Origin of the sequence: Streptomyces sp. NBC_00286 (assembly GCF_036173125.1) — a bacterium.
Taxonomy (GTDB): domain Bacteria; phylum Actinomycetota; class Actinomycetes; order Streptomycetales; family Streptomycetaceae; genus Streptomyces.
The window spans coordinates 1538472-1561816 of record NZ_CP108054.1 but is presented as its reverse complement, the minus strand read 5'-3'; the positions used below and the strand labels follow the sequence as shown (position 1 = coordinate 1561816).

The window sequence follows — 23345 nt, the reverse complement described above, 5'->3', positions numbered from 1 at the left end:
CGCGCTCACCACCGGCGAACGCGGGATACGCGGAGGACACAGCGCACGGTCAGGACCTGCTGGTCTCCGTGTCGTCCTGCCTGGCCCCCTTCTGTATGGCGTCCTCGGCCCCCGGAGCGGAATTCGCCGCTTCCGGCTTGAGGATCGAGAAATACGAACCGAAGCAGTCCACCAGGCCCGCCAGCAGCTCCTTGCCCTTTTCGGCGGTAGCCAGCGAAGGACGGCCGATGACACCGGACTCCGTGTAAGCGGACATATCGAGGGTGAGAAGATGCCGTCGGTCGTCGGCGAGGAAGTCGGAGGACTCATATCCGGGACGCACCATTTCCGGATGAGCGTGCAGCAGGACGGACGTCTCCAATTCCCCCGCATGCATATCGCTGAGCAGCGAGGTCCGCACACCGGCCCGCTCCCGCGCCTCCTCCCAGTCCTCCGGTGCGGGGAACAGCGCCATGCGGGTGCCGCAGCCCGCGGATTCCTGCACCACATTGCCCAGCACGTAGTTCCCGCCATGTCCGTTGACCAGTACCAGGGCGTCGATGCCCGAGCGACGAAGCGAGTCGGCTATGTCCCGTACCACCGCGTGGAGTGTCACCGCGGAAATACTGACCGTCCCCGGCCAGGCGGCATGTTCGTGCGAGCAGGCGATGGTCAGCGGAGGGAGAAGATGCACCGGGTACGCGGCGGCGACCTCGCGGGCGATGGTGCAGGCGATGACGGTGTCAGTGGCCAGCGGTAGAAAGGGGCCGTGCTGTTCGAAGCTGCCGATGGGAAGGACGGCGACGCCGGGCCGACGTGCCCTCACGTCCTCCGTGGTGTCCAGCGGCAACAAGCCGGGGGTGGTCAGCTGTGTTCCCGAACCGGTCATGGTGTTGAGGCCTTTCGTTCCGTAGGCACCGACGAGAGCAGGCTAACGCGGCAACGGCAGATTGGATGCAGGAGAAAATGAAGGAAAGCAAAGGCGTGCTCGGTCGAAGTGCCCGCCCCAAGGCAGCAGAGGTCCAGTCGGGTGTCCAGCGTGTGGTGGACCTCCAACTGCACACCGTGTACGGAGATTTCTACGCCGTCGGCTATTTGGACCTCGAACGCGGGGATGAACAAGTGGCCCTCATATACGGCGATATCGACGGAACGGAGGACACGCTCACCCGATTGCATTCGGAGTGCCTCACCGGAGACGCCTTCGGCTCCACGCACTGCGAGTGCGGCGACCAACTGTCCACCGCCCTGCGCACCATTGTGGCGGAGGGCCGCGGCGTCCTCCTCTACCTCCGCGGCCACGAGGGCAGAGGAATCGGTCTCCTCGCCAAACTCCAGGCCATGAAGCTCCAGTCGGAGGGCCTGGACACGGTCGAGGCGAACCTCGCCCTCGGTCTCCCGGTGGACGCCCGCGACTACGGCGTCGCCGCGGACATGCTGCACGACCTCGGCGTGCCCTCCGTGCGCCTGCTCTCCAACAACCCGCGCAAGAGCGAGGCCCTTCGGCACCACGGCATCGAAGTCACCGAGCACGTCCCGCTGCTGATACCGCCGCGCGAGCACAACATCAGCTACCTGCGCACCAAGCGGGAGCGCATGGACCACCACCTGCCGCATCTGGACACGGTGATCCACTGGTCCTGAACTGGCCCTGACTACTGGTGCGGGGGCCGCCGCCAACTCCGGCAGCGCCAATCCGGACGACGCGGCGGCCGCGCCGCCGACCGTGCACGCAGGCGCCGGCCCATGCGCGGGCGGTGGCCCGGGTGCGGGACCTGCGGGTCGTACGCGCGTGGAGCCCGACCCCCGCTCGCCGCGAGCAGGCAGCCTAGCTGCCGGCGGCCGAACTCGACGCCGCCGCGGCCCGGGCGGTCATCGACGCCGCCAGGAGGCCCGGCCTGGGGCACGGCGCCTCTGATGAGGCATGATCCCTTCGTGGACATCACCCCGCTGCGTGCCGAAGGGTTCGCCGACGCCCCGCGACCGGAGGTCAACCGCGTATGACCGAGCTCCACCTGTGGCTGCGCCACGAGACCCGTACGACCGAGCGGCGCACCCCGATCGTGCCGTCCGACGCGCGGCGACTCGTCGAGAACGGCGTGACGGTGACCGTCGAGCGGTCCCCGCAGCGGATCTTCCCCGTCGAGGCGTACGAGGCGGCCGGGTGCCGTGTCGTCGAGCCGCACTCCTGGACCGTCGCACCGCTCGACGCGGTCGTCGTCGGCCTCAAGGAACTCCCCGAGGAACCGGGCGAGTTGCGGCACCGGCACGTCTTCTTCGGGCACGCCTACAAGGGCCAGCCCGGAGCCGAGACGCTGCTGCGCCGGTTCGTCGCCGGGGGCGGGGCGCTGTTCGACCTCGAGTACCTGGTGGACGACAACGGCCGCCGGCTCGCCGCCTTCGGCTACTGGGCCGGATATGTCGGCGCCGCCCTCGCCGTACTCCACCACCGGGGCAGGCTGACGGCCCCGCTGCGGCCCACGTCCAAGGACGAACTGGACGCCGCACTCCAACCCCGCCCGGACGACGTTCCGTTCAGCTCCCTCGTGATCGGCGCCCTGGGCCGCTCCGGACGCGGTGCACGGGGCGCGCTCATGGAGGCCGGGCTCGACCCCACCTGCTGGGACCTCGCCGAGACCCGCGAACTGGACCGACAGGCCCTGCTGGACCACGACTTGATGGTCAACTGCGTGCTCAGCACCGGCCCCGTCACCCCCTTCCTCACCGACAAGGACCTGGACGAGCCGCGCCGCAGCCTGCGCACGGTATGCGACGTGACCTGCGATGTCGGCTCCCCGTACAACGTCCTTCCGGTGTACGACACGGTCACCGACTGGACGGACCCCGTACGCCGCCTCCACGAGCGGCCCGCCCTCGACCTCATCGCCATCGACAATCTGCCGTCCCTGCTGCCCGAGGAGGCGAGCACGGACTTCTCGGCCTTGCTGACGCCACAGCTGATGGAGTTCGGGGTGGCCGGGGCGTGGGGGCGATGCCTGGACCGGTTCCACGAGACGTGCCGTGAACTCGGCCTGGAGAATGGGGAGTCCAACCATGGCTGAGAACGCGAACGCCGTCGTGCCCGCGTCCGGCACCGTCCACTGGATCGGCGCGGGCCTGTCCACCGGCAGCGGCCTCGCCACGCTGTGCGACACCGCCGACCGCGTACGCCTGTGGCACCGCACCGAGGAACGAGCGGCCCAGAGCCTCTCGGCCCACGGCCTCACCGGCCGCGCCGAACCCCGCGCGTACACACTCCCCGCACTCACCGCCGAACTGGCCCCCGGCGACATCGTGATCTCCATGCTCCCGGCCCCGGAACACGCACCCCTGCTGGCCACCTGTGTCGCCCATCAGGCCCACTTCGCCTGCTCGAGCTACGTATCCGAGGCGGTCCTGGAGCACGTCCCCGCGGCCACCGCGGCAGGCATCGTCGTCCTCACCGAGTCGGGCCTCGACCCGGGCATCGACCACCTCTTCGCCCACAGCCTCATCGCCCGCGCACAGAGGGAGATCGGCGCCCACACGGCCGCAGAGGCCGACCTCACCTCGTACTGCGGCGGCATCCCCGCCATCCCCAACGACTTCAGATACCGCTTCAGTTGGGCCCCGGCAGGCGTCCTCAACGCCCTGCGCTCACCCGCCCGCTACATCGAGAACGGCGCGGAGACGACAGCCGCCCGCCCCTGGGAAGCCACCCGCATCCACCTGGTGGACGATGAACCCTTCGAGGTCTACCCGAACCGCGACAGCATCCCGTTCGTCGACCAGTACGACCTGCCTCCGGCGTGGAAACCCCAGACCTTCATCCGCGGCACCCTCCGCCTGTCCGGCTGGCTCGACGCCTGGCAACCCGTCTTCGAGGAACTCCGGCGCGACGACGACGAACGCATCGCCGCACTCGCCCAGGACCTGGCCGCCCGCTACCCCACCACGGACGCCGACCGCGACCGCGTCGTCCTGGCGGTCACCCTCGACGTCCGCACGGACGCGGGCCGCAACTGGTCGGGCCGCTACCTCCTGGACATGCAAGGCGACGCACAAGAGAGCGCGATGGCCCGCTGCGTCTCGCGCACGCTGGCCCTGGGCGTCCGCAAGATCCTCGCCGGAACCCTCCCGCCCGGCCTGAGCCGCGCGGCCGAGACACCGGAGCGCTCCGAGGAATGGCTCGCGGAACTGCGCCAGGACGGGATCGACTTCCGTATGGACAGCACGGACAGCAACAACGAGAAGAAGACTGACGGATCGTGAACTCGTAGCCAGAACACGGTCTTTCGCGTACGCACGCTCCCGATACCGTTGCTTCCCAAGGGTGTCGGGAGCGGGGAGTTCGCATCGTGGAGCCCATTTCGATGGCTGCTGTGGCGGGGGTGCTCGCGGCCGTCGGGGCCGGGATGGCCAACGAGGCCGGGAAGCGGACCTGGGAGTCCGCCGGGGCGCTGGTACGGAGGATCGCCGGGCGGGAGGTGGCGGCCCCGGAGAGTCCAGCCGAGGTGGACGCGGTGGCGCGGCTGGTGTCCGAGGGTCTGCGGAACGATCCGCGACTCGCGAGGGCCTGGACGACGTTCGCGGATGGTGTGCAAGGGCAGGGGCCCGGGAAGGCGGCCGGGCGCCCCCGTCTCCCGGCGTCCATCCGCTCCTTCACCGACCGGCGCAAAGCGCTCAAACAGCTCGACGAGGAGGCCCGGCGCAAGGCCGACGGGCGTCCTCGGCTCGCTCTGCTGCACGGACCCGAGGGGATGGGCGTCACCACGCTCGCCCGGCACTGGGGGGTGCTACGGGCGGGCGAGTTCTTCCCGGACGGCCAGATGTACGTGGATCTGCGCGGCGGCGGCTCGGGTACGGCCCTCGACGCGGCACGAGCGCTCGGCGAGCTGCTGCGCCAACTCGGCCTGCCGGACCAGCAGTTGCCGCCCGGCTTCACCGAACGCCAGCAAGTGTTCCAGCGGTACGTCTCCGACCGGCGTCTGCTGGTCATCCTCGACCATGCGCAGTCCGCCACCCAGATCCTGCCCGTGATCAGTTCCGCTCCCGAGGTGTTCACGCTCGTCGGAGCCCGCAATCCGCTGGTCGGGCTCGACGCGCTGCGGATCCCGTGGGCCCGCTCGGCAAACGCGACTCCGAGCGGCTGCTCACCGCCCTGGTGGACAAGTCCGTGCCCGGCTCCCGGCACCCGGTGCAGTCAGCCTCTCAGTGTAGCCAATCCCATGGGACAATACGGCCAACTTACCTGAAAACGCGTCAAGTTGGCCGCCAAAGCTTGCCGAGATCGCCAGCTTCACCGGCGTACGGACCGCCTGCTCCCACGGCACCACAGGCATCCCCGTGTCGGCGAACAGCTCCGAGAGCCCCGCGCGGAAGGCGGAGGAGCCGGGCGTCGTCACGAGGAGCTGGATGCGCAGGTCGTCGTGGAACAAGGGGAGGACGTCCAGGAGCCGGGTGGCCGCCGTGACGTTGTGGGCGATGAGCAGGACCGGGTGGACGGCGGCTCGTGTGGCCCAGCGTGCCGCGTCGTCGCCGATCGGCACTCGTATCCAGCCGTCGTCCCGCCCCGAGTCCATCCCACGCCCTCTCGAAGACACCCGCCCATCAGGCACCGTTCATACGCTTCTTGCGATCGGGCAACGATAGTCAATGAGCCCGTCAGCAGACCTCTGCAGATCAGGGCGTCCTCAACCCACCTCAGTCGGCGACCACTTCGTGCCCCAGCCGCCTCAGATCCGCGTACCACTCCAGCCCCGCCGCCGGTCGCACCTGGCTCATGAACTGCACGGTCAGGTCACGCTGCGGGTCGACCCAGAAGGTCGTGCCGGACGCGCCGGACCAGCCGTACAGGCCGGGGCTGGACGGTGATTCCGTACGGTCTGGATCGATCACGACCGAGACGCCGAAGCCGAAGCCGACGCCCGCGTTGCCGGGGAAGTCGTGGACGGGGCTGCCGAAGGTGCGTAGGTCGGTGGGGAGGTGGTTGGAGAGCATGGTCGCCACGGTCTGCGGGGAGAGGAGTCGGGTGCCGTCCAACTCGCCGCCGCGGCGCAGGAATTCCATGAACCGGTGGTAGTCGTACGCGCTCGCCACCAGGCCTCCGTTGGCGGAGAGCAGACGGGGACGGCTGCGTCCGGGCTGCTCAGGGCTCCGTACGATGCCGCCCTTACCGCCATCGCCCTTGTCGCCCCCGTCACCCTCATCACTCTCGACGTACAGCACGGCCAGCCGGTCCGCCCGGTCCTCGGGAACCCAGAACCCCGCGTCCGCCATCCCCAACGGCCCGAAGACCCGCTCGGCGAGGAATGTATCCAGCGGCTGCCCGGACACCACCTCCATCACGCGCCCGAGAACGGTGGTCGCGACCGAGTAGTTCCACTGCGTCCCCGGCTCGAACTGGAGCGGCAGGCCCGCGAACAGGTCGCAGGCCTCGGCCAGATCCGCGTCCGGCGGCTCCGCCCGCTCCACTCCGGCGGCCCGGTACGCGGCGTCTACGGGATGGGCGTGGTAGAAGCCGAAGGTCAGCCCGGCGGTGTGGGTCAGCAGGTGCCGGATGCGGATGGGCCCCTCGGCGGGGCGCGTCCTGAGGCCCGGGCCGCTTGCGTCGACGTATACGCGGGGCTCGGCGAAAGCCGGGAGATAGTGGGCGATCGGGTCGTCGAGGTCGAGCAGTCCCTCCTCCCGGAGCATCAGCGCCGCCACGGACGCGATCGGCTTGGTCATCGACTGGATTCGCCAGATCGTGTCCGTCCCGACCGGCACTCCGGCCTCCCGGTCTCGGAGGCCGTACGAAGTGAGATGTGCGACACAGCCGTGACGGGCAACCGAGACGAGGTACCCGGGCAATCGGCCGTCGTCGACGAGGCGGGCGAAGTGTTCGTCCAGCCGTCGCAGGGCTGCCGGATCGAGGCCGACCTCGGCCGGTTCCACCTCTTGTCGCAACTCGCTCATCGTGCACTCCCGTTCGAGGAAGGAGCTGCCGTCCCTGTGAAATCTATCGTCTACCTGCGGATTCGCGAGGCCGACGACGTTTATCAGCGCACCGGAGGTGCAACGCGGGCGCGTGCGGCGCGCGCGTGGGCGAGGTGTGCGCCGGGGCGTTGAAATGCGCCCGAAGACCGGATCCTCAAGGCCCGGGTATACGTCTTAGAAGGCGGATGGGTGCCCCATGCATCAAGTGAGCGGCCGGGCCGGGCGGGGGCTTGAGGACGAACGGCTCGGATGATTACACAGCGTGAAGCAACCATTCGACAGTTCGATTCGTATATCTCCGTGGAAGCCCTGCAGACCCGTCAGGCACCATGACGCCGGAGCGTCACGATCCGTTTGACGGCGAAGCACCGAGCAAGGAGAACCAATGCGACCGTTCGCGCTCAACTATGCACGTCCGGCCCCGCAGTTGGAGGTCAGCGTTCCGTACGCCTATGACTCCAGACTGCAGTTGAACGTCCTGCCCGACGGGCGGCTCGCCGCTCATGACTACGCCGTGTTGCGGGAACTGGGGGCCACGACGTCCACGGCGGGCTCGAAGACCCACTTCGACGACTGAAGACGGACCCCCGACGATGACGGTTCTGATCCTGACGTGCGAACAGGATGTAACCGCGGACATGGTGGTGGCGCGACTGGACGGGACGGGTGTCCCGGTCGTCCGCCTCGACCCCGCGGACCTGCCGGGAGGCGTCGCCCTGTCCGGAGAGTTCGTGCACGGCGCCTTCCGCGGACACCTGTCCGCCGGTGGCCGACTGGTGACCACGAGCGGTCTGCGGTCCGTCTGGGTCCGCAGGCCCGGCGTGCCCGCGACACGGGTCGCCGAGCCGTCCGCCTGGCTCACCGAGGAGTCCGCGCAGGCGCTCTACGGCATGCTGCGTTCCACCGGCGCGCGCTGGATGAACCACCCCGACGCGGCCCGCCAGGCCCGCCACAAGCCCTGGCAGCTTCACCTCGCACAGCGCTGCGGGCTTCCGGTGCCCGCCACACTGATCACCACGTTCCCGCAGGCCGCCCGCGACTTCGCGGAACGTTTCCCGGATCTGGTGGTCAAGCCCGTCTCGGGCGCACACCCGCAGGAGCCGCCGAGGGCGGTTCCGACCAGCAGGGTCGCACCCGAGACGGATTTCTCGGCCGTCGCCTTCGGCCCCACACTGCTGCAACGGCGCGTGGCCAAGCGCGCCGACATCCGGCTGACCTGCGTCGGCGACCGGTTCTTCGCCGCCCGCAAGGCGGTCGGCCAAGGCGCCGATCCCAGTGAGGTCGACGTCCGGTTCGCCACCTCCGCGGAACCCTGGCAGCCGGTCGAGACACCGCCGCGGGTCGCCGCGAGCGTGCACGACTACCTTCAGGAGGCCCAACTCTCGTACGGCGCATTCGACTTCGCCGAGGACGCCGACGGCATCTGGTGGTTTCTCGAGTGCAACCAGGCGGGCCAGTTCGGTTTCGTGGAAATAGAGACGGAGCAGCCGATCGCCCGCGCCGTCGCCGACTGGCTCGCGGCACCCCTCCCGGACACGGAGCCGCACAACGGCCATGTGTCCAAGGAGACCGTCACCTGCGAGTGAGCCGTACGGACAGACCGCGGGCGGTGAACACCGGCTCGGCGGCGTAGCCGTCGACCACGATGCGGCCGAACCGGCCGCGCAGGACACGGGTGTCGATGACCGGAATCGTGGTGCCCGGCTTCGGCGGCCGTTGCTCGTCCAGGCGGATGACCAGCGTGCTGTCCCGCTCGAGGAGCACGCGCCGGGTCACCGTCAGGGCCGGTGCACCGTCGCCGGCGACCGTCACATCAAGGGTCGTACCGGACGACTGGGCGTACGCGCCGCGCACCCGAAGCGGCGAGGCCGCCCGCAGCGTGCCACCCCGCACCTGCACGTCGCCGCATCCGAGGGCGTCCCGCGAACCGGCCGCGAGGACGCCCTCCTCCAGCGTGGTGCCGCCGGTGTAGCGGTTGGCTCCCGCGAGGGTCAGCATGCCGGTGCCCCGCTTGATCAGCGAGCCGCGCCCGCCGATGCCGTTGCGCCAGGTGTCGGCCGCGGCGAAGCCGCCTTGGGCGGCGTCCATCGTGACGCGCACGTCCGAGTCGAACGCCCCGTATCCGTCGGCCGCGGCGAAGAGATTCAGCCGCCCCCACAGCTCGAAGCCGCCCAGCAGAACGTACCCGGCGGGCAGCGCCGTCGTCCGCAGCACCTCGCGCCGCTGGGCGGCGGACAGATACGGCAGCCGCGTCTCCAGAAGGACCTCGGCACCCTTCGGCACGATCATCCGGTCCCGCGCGGGCCGCTTGGGCAGGACATACGTCAACTTCGGGGCGACACCTGCCGAGTTGAGCGCACGACTCGCGTACGGGTCCTCATCCAGGTCCGCCGAGTGCGCGAACTCGTACAGCGTGTCGGCGGTGGTGCCGGTCTGCTCCTGGAAGTAGGCCAGGGCTTGAGCACGGGCCGCCGCCTTGAGCCCGGCGTTCTTCGGATCGGCGAGGGCCGCGGCCGCGAGCGCCGTGGCGAGGATCCGCCCACCGATCACATCGACGGAGGAGTGCATCCCCGACACGATGCGCGTGTGGGAGACCTCGAAAGCCCGGGTCACCAACTCCTGAAACCGCTCCGGAACCGCGTACGCCATCGCCAGAGCCGCCAAATGCAGCGCGTTGGTGTGCCCGCTCGGGAACCCCCCGTCCTCGGCCGGCGCCTCGGCCCGCTGTCGCAGCAACTGCGGAACGACCACCACATCGGACGCGTAGACCGGATAACCCAGAGCGTCCTTCTCCCCGGTGTCGACGACCTCACTGTCCTTGTTCATCCGCCAGGGCCGCGGGTACTGATACGCGAACTTGCTGGGATTCCCCGAGGCGAACGGCCCACGCACGGCGTCGACCAGCTCGGCCACCTTCCCCAACTCCGAGTCGTGAGATCCGGCCCCGAGCGCGGAACCCGCGGGAGCGTCGGCCGGGATGGTGTCGTTGATCTTGCCCGCAGGGACGCCCTCCGGCGCGGACGTAATGCCGGTGACCGCCTTAGCGCCCTTCTTGTAAAGCTCGGCGAGGGGCCCCAGTCCGTCGATCACCGCGTAACTCTGATGCTGGCGATCATGAATGAAGGCCAGCTTCCCCTCGGCGTCGGTCCGCCGGCTGGTGACCCGCACGCTGTAGCGCATGTTGGCCCGCAGAACATCGGCCATGAGCGGCACACCGCTGTCCCAGTCGGCCCCGGTCTTCCAGATCTCGCCAAAGCCACCGAGGATGCGAACCGCCGCGTTGGTCTCGGGGGTCAGGTTGGCAACGACGTTGGTGGTATACGAATCGACAAAGGCAGCAGGGGAGTTGGCAGGGGACGAGTCAGCCACGGCCGGCCACGCGCCAACCACCGGAGCGGCAACAAGCCCCGCAGAAACCCCCACGGAGCTACGCAGGAACAGTCGCCGATCGATGCGGAGCGGGTGGTGCGTGGTACGGGTGGACTGCCCGGGCATGGGGGTGCCTCTCTGCGGTGGCGTTTCGCCTTGGGTTGGGTTGGGGGTGGTTGGGGCGAGCCGTGAGCGACGGGCGATTGGGCGCCGGCACACGGCCCCTTCCGCCGTCAGGCGGCTGCGTTTCCGCGCGCCGGTAAATCACGCGCCCCGTTAGGGGCGCGGGGAACTGCGCGATCAGCCACAACGGGCCCGCAGCCGTCCTGCGACCCGGGGGCTGGGGCGAAGCCCCGCCCTTTCAGGGGCGCGGGGAACTGCGCGATCAGCCACAACGGGCCCGCAGCCGTCCTGCGACCCGGGGGCTGGGGCGAAGCCCCGCCCTTTCAGGGGCGCGGGGAACTGCGCGACCAGCCACAACGGGCCCGCAGCCGAGACACGGCCGGGGGTCCAGGGGGGCGTAGCCCCCATCGAACTGCAGCTGCACAGCTAGGAGTTCATACCTCAATGCGTTCAGGAAGCCCCGGGACGGGCTTCATTCCGGCGCGGCAGGCGAGTACCGCATGAAGTTCGTTAGGAAGTTAACTAACGAAGTAGGGTGCGTCAAGAGCCACGCAACCCAACCCCGTACAACCTTGCGGACAGACCCCCGCGACCAGCGGAGACCCCCCGCACCAGCCCCAGGGGAGAGCATGCAACTGAGCGAGAGCGCCCGCGCGGTGTTCGCCGTACTGGCCGCGGCCGGTACCGCCACCCGCCCCCAACTGGCAGCCGGCGCGGGCCTGTCCAAGCCGACCGTCTCCTCCGCCGTGGCCGAACTCGAGGCCGCCGAGCTGGCCGCCTGCTCCGGCACGGTCTCCGGCGCCACCGGCAGGTCCGCCGCCGTCTACGGACTGGGGCCCGCCGCCGGAGCCGTACTCGCCGTCGATCTCGGCCCCGCCGTGACCCGGGTGCGCGGCTGCGCCCTGGACGGCGGCCTGCTCGCCGAGGGCACCGGCTCCCGTCCGGAGGCCGCCGACGTCGTACGTCAGGTCCTCAAGGAACTGCCGACCGGCGCCCCGTTGCGTGCCGTGGTCGTGGCCGTCGGAGACGTCGTCACGCAGGACCGGGAAGGCGCCGGTGCGCGTCCGGCGACCGCCAAGGCCGGGCCCGCCTTCGACGCGATGGCCGTCGCGCTGCCGCCGGGCGTACCGGTTCACCTGGAGAACAACGTCAACTGCGCCGCCCTCGCCGAGCTGCACGAGGGCGCCGCCCGCGGCCGGCACAGCTTCGGCTATCTGCGGATCGGCGTAGGCATCGGCCTCGGGATCGTCATCGGCGGCCAGGTGCTGCGCGGCGCGAACGGCGCCGCAGGTGAGGTGGCCCGGCTGCCGTACCCGTGGGACGAGGGCCGCGAACCGAGACGCGAGGCCCTGGAGGCGCACATCGGCGTGCGGTCCCTGCTGCACCGGGCCGAGGAGGCCTGGCAGGACGCCGACGACCCGTGCCCCGAAAGCGCCGAGCGGCTTTTCGCTCTCGCCGAGGAGGGGCACACCGCGGCCCGTGCCGTGGTCGCCCGCCATGCCGCCGACGTGGGGCGACTGGCCGCCGCCGTGGCCGCCGTACTGGACCCGGGACTGATCGTGCTGGGCGGCGCCACCGGCACGGACCCGCAGCTCGTGCCCGGTGTGCAGGCCGAGTTGGACCAGCTGAGCTGGCCCACCGAGGTGGTCAGCAGCACGGTCGGCGAGACCGGTACGGTGGCGGGCGCGAGCCGACTCGCGGTCGCTCATGGAATCCAAACCGTGACCGGTGGGACGTCAGTCAAGCATTGACGGAGACTCGTTGGTCTGCCAATGTCCGGACAAGCGCTTTCTAAGTCGGTCGGGACGCCGACTTGGGGCGAGCGTCCCGCCCGTACTCGACGTACGGCAACCGCACCAGGGCGAGCTTGTGCGGCGACGGCCACAGTGGCCGGGGACCCTCGCCCGCCAGGATGACGCGGCCGGGCGAGGCCGCGCCCTCGGAAAGCGAACTCTCTTGCACAATGCACCCGTGCCGCCTCCGTCGGCGCCGTGCTCCGTCCCCTACCACGAAAAGGGATCGAAGATGACCACTGTGGGTGTGCGGCGCTCCCGCCGACTCGGCCGCGGCGGCATACGCCGCCTGGTCCCCCTCGCTGCCGTGGCCACGGCAGGTGCCCTGCTGCTCTCCGCCTGCGGCGGGTCGGACTCCGGCTCGGGCGGGACCTCCAAGTCGCTGACGTTCTGGATCTCCACGGTTCCGGGGCAGGACGCGGGCTGGAAGAAGATGGTGGCGCAGTACAAGAAGGAAACCGGCGTCAAGGTCAAGCTCGTCAACATTCCCTACGACGGCTACGACGCGAAGCTGCGCAACTCCGCGCAGGCGAACTCCCTGCCCGACGTGGCGTCGGTGCCGAAGGTGGACCCGATCTGGGCGAACAAGCTGATCGACCTCAAGTCCATCGCCAACAAGAAGAGCAACAAGATCAACGGCAACTTCGTCGCCAAGGACTCGTCCGGGAAGGTGCTGGCCATCCCCTCGGACATCACCGCGTCCGGCATGTTCATCAACAAGTCGCTCTTCGAGAAGGCCGGCGTCGACTACCCGACCTCGCCCGACAAGACCTGGACCTGGTCCGAGTTCATCAAGGCGGCGGACGAGGTCCGGGAGAAGACCAACGCCAAGTACTCCCTGACGTTCGACCCGTCGCCGTCCCGGCTCCGCGCCATGGTGTACGAGATGGGCGGCAAGTACGTCCAGGCCGACGACTCCGGCAAGTTCTCGGTGGACGCGGCGACCAAGAAGGCCGTGAACACCTTCGTCGGATGGAACGACGACAAGACCATGCCGAAGTCGGTGTGGACCAGCGAGGCCGACCCGTCGGCCATGTTCCAGAGCGGTGACGTCGTCGCCTACTGGTCCGGCGTATGGCAGGTCGCCGCCTATGCGGAGAGCATCACGAAGTTCGAGTGGGCGAGCGTCCCGACTCCCGCCGAGCCGGTGCAGGCCAGCGACGTCAACAGCGGCGGCCTGACGGTGGGCTTCAACAACAACGGCGACGCCGCCGCGGCCGCGGAGAAGTTCCTGTCCTGGCTGTACGAGCCGGCCAACTACCAGGCGCTGTGCGAGGCGTCCGGGTTCCTGCCCGTCGAGACCGGCCTGAACCCGAAGTACCCCTTCAAGTCCGAGGCGGCGCAGGCGGCGTTCAAGCTGTACAACGAATCGATCCCCCTCTACGACCCGGTCTCCGGCTACTTCAACACCGCGCAGACGGGCTGGGCGCTGAAGGGCAAGACCCTCACCGAGGACCCGACCACGACGGAGCTCGGCAAGGCGATCAACGGCCAGCAGTCGGCCGACAAGGCCCTGGAGAACATCGTGGCCGGTTACAACCAGCAGGTCGGCGGCTGATCGTAGGCCGACGGGCCGGGCGGCGGGGTCGAGACACCGCCGCCCGGCCCAGGGCCTGTCTCGGGACCCACGCGATGCCGGGCTCACGGCCTGAGCCCACAGGAACCCCATTCCACCAGCACGGAGTCAGGAAGATGACCAAACGCGCCCCGGACGTGTCCGCGAGCCCGCCCAGGAGACGCAGTAAGTACACCCTTGCGCCGCTCGTCCTCATCGCGGGCAATGTCGTGCTCTTCGCGCTGTTCTTCGCCTGGCCGGCGGTGATCGGGCTCGTCTACTCGTTCACGAACTACACGGGCGTGGGGGCCTTCCAGTTCGTCGGACTGGACAACTACAGCAACCTGGCCGGGGACTCCACCTTCTTCGACGCGCTGACCCGGACGCTGCTGTACACCGTGCTCTTCGTTCCGCTGAACTTCGTGTTCTCGCTGCTCATCGCCAACGTGCTGGTGAGCAAGCACGCCAAGGGTGTGTCGGTCGCCCGCGTCTTCTTCTTCATCCCGTGGCTTCTGTCGCCCATCGTCGTGGGTGTCCTGTGGCGGTGGCTGTTCGGTGAGAACTTCGGACTGGTCAACCACCTCATCGAGAAATTCGGCGGAAGTGCCGTTCCGTGGCAGTCGAACGCGGACCTGTCGTTGCTGGTCGTGGTGGTGGCGGCATCCTGGGCCTGGACGGGCTTCTCGATGCTGCTGTTCATCGCGGCGATCAAGAACGTACCGGTGTCGTACTACGAGGCGGCCTCGCTCGACGGCGCCGGTCCGTGGCGCCAGTTCCTCAACATCACACTGCCGAGCATCGCGCCGACTTCCTTCATTGTCATCCTGCTCAACACCATCCACGCGATGAAGGAATATCCGCTGTTCGCCGCCCTCAACAACGGCGGACCCGGAACGTCGAACAACCTGCTTGTCCAGTACATCTACCAGACCGGCTTCAAATCGGGCCAGATCGGCTACGCGAGCGCCGCATCGTTCGTGCTCATGCTCATCCTGATGGCCGTCGCGATCATCCAGCTGATCGTCAACCGGCGGGTGGAGAACCGATGACAACCACAGACATGCCACGCAAGGTCGACGCCGAGCCCGGACGGGCCGTTCCCAAGAAGCGGCCCGGCGTGGCCCGCGGTGGGCTTCGGCGCGCGGTGCCCGCGACGACACTGCTGTGGGTCCTGGCGGCCGTCTACGGGTTTCCCGTGCTGTGGTTCGTCCTCAGCTCCTTCAAACCGGCGGGAGACCTGTTCTCCTCCCTGGCGCTGTTTCCGGACGACCCCACCCTGTCGGGCTACAAGGCAGCATGGGAGAGCGCCAACTTCTCCCAGTACTTCATCAACACGGCCATCGTGTCTGTGGTCGCGACGATCCTCACGGTGGGAGTCAGTTGCTGCACGGGGTACGCGCTGGCCAAGTACGACAACAAGTGGCTCAAGGTGTTCTTCATCTGCATCCTCGCCACGACGATGCTGCCGGGCGAGGTCATGCTCGCCCCGCAGTTCCTGGTGGCCCGTGACCTGGGCCTGTTCAACTCGCTCGCCGGCATCATCTTCCCGGCCTTGCTCACCGCGACCGGATGCTTCATGTTCCGCCAGTTCTTCCTGACGGTCCCCGACGAGCTCGTCGAGGCCGCCCGCATCGACGGGGCGCGTGAACTGTCGATCTTTCTGCGGATCATGGTGCCGATCTCCCGGCCCATCATGCTGACCCTCGCCATCCTGTCGTTCCAGTGGCGATGGAACGACTACATCTGGCCGCTGCTGATGCTCAACGACCCCAACAAGTTCACCGTGCAGATCGGCATCCAGAGCCTCGTCGGCGCGCAGAACATCAACTGGTCGGTGGTGCTCGGCGGCTCGGTCATCTCCATGATTCCGCTGATCGTCGTCTTCCTGGTGTTCCAGCGCTATGTCATGAACGCCGACATCAACGCAGGATTGAAGGACTGACCGTGCCCACCCCGCTCGACCACGAGTTCGTCCGCGCGGCGGCCCGCGCCGCCGGCCGGCCGGCCGCCCCGCCGGCGACCTCCGGCATGAAGGGCTGAACAGCTTGTATCTCCCGCATCAGCGCGGCCAGTTGCACGACCTGGCCGACGATCCGGCCGCGTACGACCGTGTGCTGGCCGACGTGACCGAGCAGGCGCTGGCCCGGCTCACCCCCGAGGGCAACCTGGAACACCCGGCCGCCACCGACGACATCGGTGACACCTCGCTCGGCATCACCTCCCTGCTCGCGCTGGCCTGGCACCGCACCAAGGACCCCCGCCTGCCGGACGCGGTCCGCCGCAGCCTCGACTTCCACCTGCGCGCACGCGTCTACACCGAGGACAACCCCGGCTACCCGAACCTGACGATGCGCAAGTCCGGTCTGCCGCATGCCCGTTACGTACTCGCCCCCGGCGCGCACCCCATCGGCGACTGGCCGAGCACCGTGTGGGCGCTGCTCCAGGCGGTCAACGTGCTCGACGCGGCGGACGGCCTGATCGACGAGGAGCAGTACCGCGAACTCCTCGACGTGGCAGGCGGTTACTGGCACTGGCTGACCGAGGCCACGGTCTTCAATCCGCAGGACGCCGCCAACCAGGCCATCGGCTGCGTGGTCGGCGGACTGATGCTCGCCCGCCATCTCCCTTCGGAGGAAGGCGAGTTGGTACGGCGGCGAGCGATGCACGTGTACGTGAGCGAGATCCGCGCCCGTCGCATCCGGGACCGGGGTGCCCCGCTGCCTCCCGAGCACGGCGGCGCGTACGACAACAACTACGGGCCGATCTCGCTGTCCTTCCTCGCCCAGGCGCACCGGGTCAGCGGCGAGGACGTCTTCGCCGAGGACGGCGACGCGCTCGCCCGCTATATCGACGCACGGCTCGCGGGAAGCGGCTTCGACATCGGCGGGCCGCGCTACAGCGAGCAGCACTCCGCCTTCGAATCCGTCCTGGGACTGCGGTACTTCAGCGCGCGCATCGGCGCCGACATCGGCCGCTACGCCGGGGACTCCCGCTGGGGCCGGCACGCGGTCGGAGCGGACGGCGGCGTGGACGGGCACTTCGCGTTCATGCTCGTCTGGCAGATCCAGGACACCACGCCCTGGCACCGCACACGGCGTACGGAACCCGCCTGCCACCAACTGCGGGCGGGCACGGTCACGGTGTCGTTCGACGACCGGATGACGCCCACCGTGATCGAGGCGGCCGGCTCGGTGCTGGTGGCCGGTGCCGTCGAGCGGCAGCACGGGTTCGGGCCGGTGACGGACGGCTTCCTGCTGTGCCGTCCGATGGGCGCGGTCCGGGTCCGGGACCAGCGTTCCGGGGACCTCGCCGCCAAGCTCGTCAGCAAGCCCGTCGTCGGGCGGGACCATGTGCTGCGCCATGTCCAGTCGCTGTACGTCACGGACGGCACCCGGCTGTGGATGGCGGTTGTCGTCGAACGGCTGGGCGGGGAGCGGTACTTGCTCGCCGGGATGCCGTACGTCGTCGCGGAGGGCGACCGGTTCCGCAGGTCCGGCGAGCTGCCGCCCGTCGCCGCCGCGGGTGATCTCCGGCTGACGCACCCGCCGGCCGGCAGCCCGGACAGCTTCGATGCCCGGCAGGACGTAACCCAGCAGCAGGCGGCCTTCGAACTCGCCCTGGACCCACGCGGTTACGGCAACCCCGATCAGGGCTGGAGCCACATCCGGACGACCACCGCTCTCGAAGCGGGCCCCGCGCCCGGCGCCCCGGAGGACCTGGACGTCTTCGCGGTGCGCTACGGCCCGGAGGCGACGGAGCCCCTGAGCGTGACCTGCGAGCGTTCGCCGGAGGGCCTGACGGTGCGTACCGAAGCCTTCACGGCGGTGCTCGGCGAGCCCGACGCGCACGGTGAACCGGAACTGACGCTGGTTCGCCGTGCGCGTCGCTGACCTGGGGCTTGGCCCGGGGCTCGTGTGAGGCCTGGGCCTTGCCCGAGGCTCAGGCGGTCACTTTCTCGCGGCCGGTCGTGTCCGGCTCGGCCTGCTCGCCGAGCCGCTCCGTCGGGACGGCTCGGCGAGCCCGACGCGCACGGTGAACCGGAACTGACGCTGGTTCGCCGTGCGCGTCGCTGACCTGGGGCTTGGCCCGGGGCTCGTGTGAGGCCTGGGCCTTGCCCGAGGCTCAGGCGGTCACTTTCTCGCGGCCGGTCGTGTCCGGCTCGGCCTGCTCGCCGAGCCGCTCCGTCGGGACGGCTCGGCGAGCCCGACGCGCACGGTGAACCGGAACTGACGCTGGTTCGCCGTGCGCGTCGCTGATCTGGGGCTGTGCTTGGGCCTGGGTCTCGTGTGAGGCCTGGGCCTTGCCCGAGGCTCAGGCGGTCACTTTCTCGCGGCCGGTCGTGTCCTGCTCGGCCCGCTCGCCGAGCCGCTCCGTCGGGACCTTGTGCGTCTCGCGTGCGGTGAGCGCGGCGATCACCGGCGGGACGCACAGCGCGGCGGTGAAGAGGGCCACGGCCGACCAGTTGTCGCCGTCCGGGCCCGCGATCTGCGCGGCGAAGGTGACGGCGAACCCGGCGATCGCGAAGCCGATCTGGGTGCCGATCGCCATGCCGGACAGGCGGACCCGGGTCGAGAACATCTCGCCGTAGAAGGCGGGCCAGACGCCGTTCGCCGCGCTGTAGACGACGCCGAAGGCGAGGATGCCGAGGACCAGGACCAGCGGGTACGAGCCCGTGGAGATGGCCCACAGGTAGGCGAACATCGTCACGGCGCTGCCGGCCGCGCCGAGCAGGAAGACCGGGCGGCGGCCGATGCGGTCGGAGAGGGTGGCCCACAGCGGGATCGCGGCGAGGGCGACGAGGTTGGCGAGGGCGGCCACCCACAGCATGGACGTGCGGTCCATGCCGACCGAGTCGCTGGTCGCGTACGACAGCGCCCACACGGTGAAGATCGTGCTCACCGAGGCGACGAGCGCGGCCGCGACCACCCGCAGCACATCCGCCCAGTGCTCGCGCAGCAGCACGGCAAGCGGCATCTTCGGGACGCCTTCGGTGGCGGCCTGCTGGGTGAAGGTCGGGGTCTCGTCGAGCGTACGGCGGATGACGTAGCCGACGACGGCGACCACGAAGCTCAGCCAGAACGGGATGCGCCAGCCCCAGGCCAGCAACTGGTCCTCGGGGAGCGCGGCGACCGGGATGAACACCAGGGTGGCGAGGAGCTGGCCGCCCTGGGTGCCGCTGAGCGTGAAGCTGGTGAAGAAGCCGCGGCGGTTCGGCGGCGCGTGTTCCAGAGACATGGAGTTGGCGCTGGCCTGCTCGCCCGCGGCCGAAATGCCCTGCAGGATGCGGCAGAGGACCAGCAGGACCGGGGCCAGCGTGCCGACCTGCTCCCGCGTGGGCAGACAGCCGATGAGGAACGTCGACAGGCCCATCAGCATCAGCGTGAAGACCATGATCTTCTTACGGCCCAGCTTGTCCCCGAAGTGACCGAGGAACAGCGCGCCGACCGGCCGGGCCGCGTACGCGACGCCGAACGTGGCCAGCGACAGCAGCGTCCCGGTGGCCGGGTCCGACTCGTCGAAGAAGACGTCCGGGAAGATCAGCGCGGCGGCGCTGCCGTAGATGAAGAAGTCGTAGTACTCCAGGGCACTGCCGATCCAGGCGGCCGTGGCGGCTTTCTTCGGCTGGCCCGGGGGCGCGGCGGGGACGGACATGGCGTGCTCCTCGGGGGACGGGGACCGCTGAGCAGGGATGGGGGCCCGCTGATCAGGGGACGGAGGCGCTAATGAACTCACTGGTTAGTTATTGAGCGGTTGGCCAGAGATGTTGCGCCCGCGTTTCGGCATGCGTCAAGGGGGTGCGCCGAAGAATTCCGTGACGCTCAGTCCGCGGCCCGCTCCGCCGTCAGGTAGGCGATCACCATGTCGCCCAGCATGGTGCGGTAGTGCTCCCGCTGGTCGGCGGCGACCAGATCGCGGCCGAAGAGTGCGCCGAAGGTGTGCCGGTTGGAGACCCGGAAGAAGCAGAACGAGCTGATCATCGCGTGCAGGTCCACCGCGTCCACATCGGCCGTGAACAGGCCGGACTCGCGCCCCGAGACCAGGATGCGGCCGATCACGTCGAGCGCCGGCGAACCGATCTTGCCCAGTTCCGCGGAGGCGGCGATGTGCTCCGCCTCGTGGATGTTCTCGATGCTGACCAGGCGGATGAAGTCGGGGTGCGCCTCGTGGTGGTCGAAGGTGAGCTCGGCGAGTCGCCGGATGGCCGCGACCGGGTCCAGATGCTCCACGTCCAGCTGCTGCTCGGCCTCCCGGATCACGCTGTACGCCCGCTCCAGCACGGCCGTGAACAGCTGCTCCTTGCCGCCGAAGTAGTAGTAGATCATCCGCTTCGTGGTGCGGGTACGGGCGGCGATCTCGTCGACCCTGGCTCCGGTGAACCCGGCCCGCGCGAACTCCTGGGTCGCCACGTCGAGGATCTCGGCCCTGGTGCGGGCGGCGTCGCGGATGCGGCCGTTGGGTCGTGCCGGTTCTTCGACGCTGGTCATCGGGTTCCTTCGCGTTCCTCTCCGGCGAGCTGCCGTGCCGGAGATTGTAGAACCAGGCTGTTCTGCGGGAGTGGGCGGACCGTGGGCCGGGGGCTTCCCGTGGGTCTCCGGTGCTGCTATAGCTAACGTACTAGTTCGTACATTAGTGAGCCGACCGCTCGCGCTCAGGAGGTCCCTCGGTGCTGTCCAAGGACTCGTATCTCGTCGGACTGATCGGTTCCGGCATCGGCCCGTCGCTCAGCCCGGCGCTGCACGAGCGGGAAGCGGACCGGCAGGGCCTGCGCTATCTGTACCGGATCATCGACATCGACGACCTCGGTGTTCCGGCCGAAGCGGTGGGGGATCTGGTGCGGGCCGCCCGCGACCTGGGCTTCGACGGGCTGAACATCACGCATCCCTGCAAGCGGTTGGTCATCGAGCATCTGGATGCGCTTGATCCGCAGGCCGAGGCGCTGGGGGCGGTGAACACCGTTGTGTTCGAGGACGGGCGTGCGATCGGGCACAACACGGATGTGACCGGGTTCGCGGCTTCGTTTGCGTGCGGGCTGCCTGATGCTCCGTTGGAGCGGGTGGTTCAGCTGGGGGCGGGAGGTGCGGGGGCGGCGGTTGCGCATGCCATGCTCACGCTGGGGGCGGGGCACGTGACCGTGGCCGACGCCCTGCCCGAGCGGGCGGTTGCGCTGGCCGCTGAGCTGAACCGGCGCTTCGGCGCGGGGCGCGCCGCCGCTGCGGGACCGGACCAGCTGGCCGCGCTGGTCGCCGGCGCCGACGGGGTTGTGCATGCCACACCTACGGGTATGGCGGCCCACCCTGGGCTGCCGCTTCCGGCTGGGTTGCTGCATCCCGGGCTGTGGGTGGCCGAGGTTGTCTACCGGCCGCTGGAGACAGAGTTGTTGCGTGCCGCTCGTGGGGTTGGCTGCGCCACGTTGGATGGGGGTGGCATGGCTGTCTTCCAAGCTGCCGATGCCTTCCGGCTGTTCACCGGGCGGGAACCGGACGTCAGCCGGATGCTGGCGGACATCGGTGAGTTGGCCGGGGCGGTGAGTCTCCGTGACTAGGCGCCGTAGGGGTCGTGCCGTGTGTCGGCTGCGGGCTGTGGGTGGCTGGTCGCGCCCACGCGGCGGAGCCGCATATGTCACAGCCCCGCGCCCCTAAAGGGGCGCCCCCCTGAACCGGCGCCTGAGAAGCACCGCCAGCAGTGTGAAGCCTCCAGAAGCTTGACGCCTCGAAGGAGCCCCCCATGCGTACCTCCATCGCCACCGTCTCCCTCAGTGGTTCCCTCACCGAGAAGCTCACTGCTGCCGCTCGGGCCGGGTTCGACGGGGTCGAGATCATTGAGAACGACCTCCTCGCCAGCCCCCTCTCGCCCGAGGAGATCCGCGACCGGTGCGCCGACCTCGGGCTGAGCATCGACCTCTACCAACCGATGCGCGATATCGAGGCCGTGCCGCCCGACGAGTTCGCGCGGAACCTGCGCCGGGCCGAGCGTAAGTTCCAGCTCATGCGGCGGCTCGGTGCCGACACCGTGCTGGTGTGCTCCAGTGTGTCGCCGCTTGCCGTGGACGACGACGTGCTCGCGGCCCGGCAGCTACGCCAACTTGCCGAACTGGCCCAGGAGTTCGGGATGCGCGTTGCCTACGAGGCGCTGGCCTGGGGGCGGCACGTGAGTACGTACGACCATGCATGGCGCATCGTCGAGCGGGCCGATCACCCGGCGCTCGGCACCTGCCTCGACAGCTTTCACATTCTCGCCCGCGGGTCCGATCCCAAGGGCATCGCGGATCTCCCCGGCGAGAAGATCTTCTTCCTCCAACTCGCCGACGCCCCGCTGCTCGCGATGGACGTCCTGCAGTGGAGCCGCCACCACCGCTGCTTTCCCGGCCAGGGCGGTTTCGACGTCGCGGGGCTGTTGCGGTATGTGCTGCGCACCGGTTACGACGGGACGCTCTCCCTGGAGGTCTTCAACGACGTGTTCCGGCAGGCCGAGGCCGGTCCGACCGCGGTGGACGCCCGCCGCTCCCTCCTCGTCTTGCAGGAGACCGTCGGAGTCGCGTCGCTGCCCGCGCCCGTCGTCCCCACCGGCGTCGCCTTCGCCGAACTGGTCACGCCCGACGCGGAACCTCTCGCGGCGCTGCTCGGCGCGCTCGGTTTCGCCCGTACCGCACGGCACCGCGGCAAACCCGTAGACCTGTGGCAGCAGGGCGAGGCCCGCATCCTGGTCAACACCGGACCCGCCGATCGCCGCCACGGCACAAGGCTCACCGCGCTCGGCCTCGAGTCCCCCGACCCGGCGGGCGCCGCCCGGCGCGCCGAGGCCCTGCTGGCACCGGTACTGCCGCGCCGCCGTGCACCACAGGACGTCCCCCTCGACGCGGTCGCCGCCCCCGACGGCACGGAGCTGTTCTTCTGCGCCACGGACCGACCCGAACTGCCCAACTGGCTCGGCGACTTCGAGGGCCTCGAGCACCCCGCAGAAGCCCCGAACGTACACCGTATCGACCACCTCGCCCTCACCCAGCCCTGGCACCACTTCGACGAAGCGGCCCTCTTCCACCGCAGTGTCCTCGGGCTGCGGGCGCAGCAGAGCGTGGACGTCGCCGACCCGTACGGTCTGCTGCGCAGCCGTGCCGTCACCAACGCCGACGGCAGCGTCCGTATCGCCCTCACCGTCGGCGCGGCCCCGACGGACGACACGGTCCACGCCCAGCACATCGCGCTGGCCACGGCCGACGTGGTCGCCGCGGCCCGCCGCTTCCGCGCAGCAGGCGGCCACCTGCTGCCGATCCCCGCGAACTACTACGACGACCTCGCGGCCCGATTCGACCTCACCGAGGGCGAGTTGGCGACGTACCGCGAACTGGGCATCCTCTACGACCGCGACGAGCACGGCATCTTCCGGCACTGCTACACCCACACCGTCGGCCGCGTCTTCCTCGAGCTGGTCCAGCGCGACGGCGGCTATCGCGGGTACGGCGCCCAGAACGCCCCGGTGCGGCTCGCGGCCCAGCACGCGCGGCGACCGGTGCCCTGACTTACCGGGACGCCGGCCGCTCGGAATTCTCGGCTGTTCCCGTATTCATCTGA

18 protein-coding genes are annotated in these 23345 nt (G+C 69.6%); 13 read left to right on the top strand and 5 right to left on the bottom strand.

Translation table 11 applies throughout. From position 1 onward, the window contains the following. Positions 1-49 precede the first annotated feature (49 nt). Positions 50-868, bottom strand: coding sequence for a creatininase family protein (locus OHT21_RS07155; protein WP_328767408.1), 819 nt, complete (start codon positions 866-868; stop codon positions 50-52). A 77-nt stretch (positions 869-945) separates the two neighbouring features. Between OHT21_RS07155 and ribA the strand changes: the two genes are divergently transcribed. From ribA to OHT21_RS07135, 4 genes are all read left to right on the top strand, one after another. Continuing rightward, a complete protein-coding gene (gene ribA, locus OHT21_RS07150) occupies positions 946-1623 on the top strand; it encodes a GTP cyclohydrolase II (RefSeq protein ID WP_328767407.1) in 678 nt (225 codons plus the stop codon). 356 nt (positions 1624-1979) lie between these two features. Then, complete coding sequence (locus OHT21_RS07145) at positions 1980-3041, top strand: saccharopine dehydrogenase (RefSeq protein WP_328767406.1); 1062 nt, start codon at positions 1980-1982, stop codon at positions 3039-3041. Continuing rightward, on the top strand, positions 3034-4230 hold the full coding sequence (locus OHT21_RS07140; protein ID WP_328767405.1) for a saccharopine dehydrogenase family protein: 1197 nt from the start codon (positions 3034-3036) through the stop codon (positions 4228-4230). Before OHT21_RS07145 ends, OHT21_RS07140 begins: the two co-directional genes overlap by 8 nt. Before the next feature lie 101 nt (positions 4231-4331). Beyond that, complete coding sequence (locus tag OHT21_RS07135; RefSeq protein WP_328767404.1) at positions 4332-5213, top strand: ATP-binding protein; 882 nt, start codon at positions 4332-4334, stop codon at positions 5211-5213. Between the two features lie 448 nt (positions 5214-5661). Here the strand turns inward: OHT21_RS07135 and OHT21_RS07130 are convergent, their stop codons facing one another. Further along, positions 5662-6915: a serine hydrolase domain-containing protein gene (locus OHT21_RS07130; protein WP_328767403.1), complete on the bottom strand. Its 1254-nt coding sequence runs from the start codon at positions 6913-6915 to the stop codon at positions 5662-5664. A gap of 406 nt (positions 6916-7321) precedes the next feature. Here OHT21_RS07130 and tgmA point away from each other — a divergent pair, with 406 nt between their 5' ends. Further along, positions 7322-7513, top strand: coding sequence for a putative ATP-grasp-modified RiPP (gene tgmA / locus OHT21_RS07125; protein WP_165339315.1), 192 nt, complete (start codon positions 7322-7324; stop codon positions 7511-7513). Positions 7514-7529: 16 nt separating this feature from the next. Next, positions 7530-8522 (top strand): ATP-grasp ribosomal peptide maturase, encoded by a 993-nt coding sequence (gene tgmB, locus OHT21_RS07120; RefSeq protein ID WP_328767402.1) that lies wholly within the window; start codon positions 7530-7532, stop codon positions 8520-8522. Here tgmB and OHT21_RS07115 read toward each other — a convergent pair. Then, positions 8509-10431, bottom strand: coding sequence for a phosphatase PAP2 family protein (locus tag OHT21_RS07115; RefSeq protein WP_328767401.1), 1923 nt, complete (start codon positions 10429-10431; stop codon positions 8509-8511). The two genes, tgmB and OHT21_RS07115, sit on opposite strands and share 14 nt — an antisense overlap. A gap of 626 nt (positions 10432-11057) precedes the next feature. Between OHT21_RS07115 and OHT21_RS07110 the strand changes: the two genes are divergently transcribed. The 5 genes from OHT21_RS07110 (at position 11058) to OHT21_RS07090 (ending at position 17666) form a co-directional block, all read left to right on the top strand. Further along, complete coding sequence (locus OHT21_RS07110; RefSeq protein WP_328767400.1) at positions 11058-12179, top strand: ROK family protein; 1122 nt, start codon at positions 11058-11060, stop codon at positions 12177-12179. A gap of 274 nt (positions 12180-12453) precedes the next feature. After that, positions 12454-13779: an ABC transporter substrate-binding protein gene (locus OHT21_RS07105; RefSeq protein ID WP_328767399.1), complete on the top strand. Its 1326-nt coding sequence runs from the start codon at positions 12454-12456 to the stop codon at positions 13777-13779. A gap of 134 nt (positions 13780-13913) precedes the next feature. Next, on the top strand, positions 13914-14825 hold the full coding sequence (locus tag OHT21_RS07100; RefSeq protein ID WP_328767398.1) for a carbohydrate ABC transporter permease: 912 nt from the start codon (positions 13914-13916) through the stop codon (positions 14823-14825). Then, positions 14822-15718, top strand: a complete 897-nt coding sequence (locus tag OHT21_RS07095; protein ID WP_328767397.1) for a carbohydrate ABC transporter permease — start codon at positions 14822-14824, stop codon at positions 15716-15718. The genes OHT21_RS07100 and OHT21_RS07095 overlap by 4 nt, the downstream gene beginning before the upstream one ends. 103 nt (positions 15719-15821) lie before the next feature. Then, positions 15822-17666, top strand: a complete 1845-nt coding sequence (locus tag OHT21_RS07090; protein ID WP_328767396.1) for a hypothetical protein — start codon at positions 15822-15824, stop codon at positions 17664-17666. Positions 17667-18087: 421 nt separating this feature from the next. Here the strand turns inward: OHT21_RS07090 and OHT21_RS07085 are convergent, their stop codons facing one another. Together OHT21_RS07085 and OHT21_RS07080 are read right to left on the bottom strand one after the other, a co-directional pair. Then, entirely contained in the window at positions 18088-19428 is a 1341-nt protein-coding gene (locus OHT21_RS07085) for an MFS transporter (RefSeq protein ID WP_328767395.1), read from the bottom strand. A 167-nt stretch (positions 19429-19595) separates the two neighbouring features. After that, positions 19596-20261: a TetR/AcrR family transcriptional regulator gene (locus OHT21_RS07080; RefSeq protein ID WP_328767394.1), complete on the bottom strand. Its 666-nt coding sequence runs from the start codon at positions 20259-20261 to the stop codon at positions 19596-19598. A gap of 182 nt (positions 20262-20443) precedes the next feature. Here OHT21_RS07080 and OHT21_RS07075 point away from each other — a divergent pair, with 182 nt between their 5' ends. Next, complete coding sequence (locus tag OHT21_RS07075) at positions 20444-21319, top strand: shikimate dehydrogenase (protein WP_328773982.1); 876 nt, start codon at positions 20444-20446, stop codon at positions 21317-21319. Positions 21320-21501: 182 nt separating this feature from the next. After that, on the top strand, positions 21502-23292 hold the full coding sequence (locus tag OHT21_RS07070) for a bifunctional sugar phosphate isomerase/epimerase/4-hydroxyphenylpyruvate dioxygenase family protein (protein ID WP_328767393.1): 1791 nt from the start codon (positions 21502-21504) through the stop codon (positions 23290-23292). The last annotated feature ends 53 nt before the right edge of the window (positions 23293-23345 follow it).